General features: G+C 77.1%; 2 protein-coding genes. Both read right to left on the reverse strand.

All coding sequences use genetic code 11. The features are described 5' to 3' along the window. Positions 1-319 (reverse strand): NAD-dependent epimerase/dehydratase family protein (locus AB0C69_RS42470; RefSeq protein ID WP_360362668.1); only part of this gene is annotated, 319 nt, incomplete at its 3' end. Between the two features lie 10 nt (positions 320-329). Continuing rightward, on the reverse strand, positions 330-1,133 hold an 804-nt coding region (locus AB0C69_RS42475), incomplete at its 5' end, for a glycosyltransferase family 9 protein (RefSeq protein ID WP_360362672.1).

Below are 1,133 nucleotides of genomic sequence, written 5' to 3' on the forward strand. Positions count from 1 at the left end.
GAACGCGTCGACCGTCCCGCCGGAGGCCTGCTCGATCCGCTCGGCCACGCCGTCCCCGTACTCGACCGGGATGACGCCGTGCTCCTTCAGCCAGGTGGAAGACGTAGCCGACGTCGCCGGGGACGTTCACCGGCTCGGTGAGGTCGCGCTTGAGGAAGCGGAAGTCCCGCCGCTCGGCGAGGTGGGCGATGTTGCGGGAGGTCCCGGTCAGCAGGTTGTCGAGGCACAGCACCGAGACGCCCTCGGCGAGCAGCGCCTCGCACAGGTGCGAGCCGAGGAAGCCGGAGCCCCCGGTGACGACGGCGCGTGGATGTCTCATCTCGTCCCCCTCATCGGTTCGGGTGGGCCAGTGCCTTCCCGGCGGCCTCGACGGCCTGGTCCGCTGTGATCTCCAGCAGCCCGGGACAGGGCTCGCGTCCGTGCGGGTCGCCGCGGCGACCCGCCCACAGGACGTGGTGCTCGGCGCGGTCGGGAGGCCCCCACCGGCCGGGCGGCGTCGGGCCGAACAGCAGCACCGACGGTGTGCGGTAGGCGGTCGCGAGATGCGCGACCCCGGTGTCGCCGCAGACGACCAGCCGTGCGCGCGCGACGAGCGCGGCCAGCTCGGGGAGTGACGTGCGGCCGGACAGGTCGGCGGTCGGGTCGAGCCCGGCGAGCTCCACGACGCGCCGCGCGAGGCGCGCCTCGCCGGGACCGCCGGTGACGACCACGCGCTCCCCGCCGCCGCGCAGCGCCGCAGCGACGGCCGCGAACCGCTCGGGAGGCCAGCGGCGCGCCGGGAACGCAGCCCCGGGATGGACGACGACGGCGCCGGGCGCGGGCGACGCGGCGGCCGGCGCCGGCAGGTCCAGGTCCCCGGGGTCGGCGTCGAACCCGTAGGCCGCGACCAGCCGGCACCAGCGGGCCACCTCGTGCTCGCCGGGGTCCCAGGCGGGGCCCCCCGAGTGCCGCGCGCCGGGGCAGGCGAACGCCAGCAGCCGCCCCGGCGCCAGGGCCGCGAGGAGCCGGTGGCTCTCCGGGCCCCGCCCGTGCAGGTTGACTGGGCGCTCTCGCCCGTCCACAGGGTGGGAGACCAGATCGTCGAGGCCGTTCGGATCCATTCGGCGGTGAGCCGCTCGGCGGCCCGCGCCCGC

Source organism: Actinomadura sp. NPDC048032 (assembly GCF_040653175.1).
Taxonomy (GTDB): Bacteria; Actinomycetota; Actinomycetes; order Streptosporangiales; family Streptosporangiaceae; genus Spirillospora; species Spirillospora verrucosospora.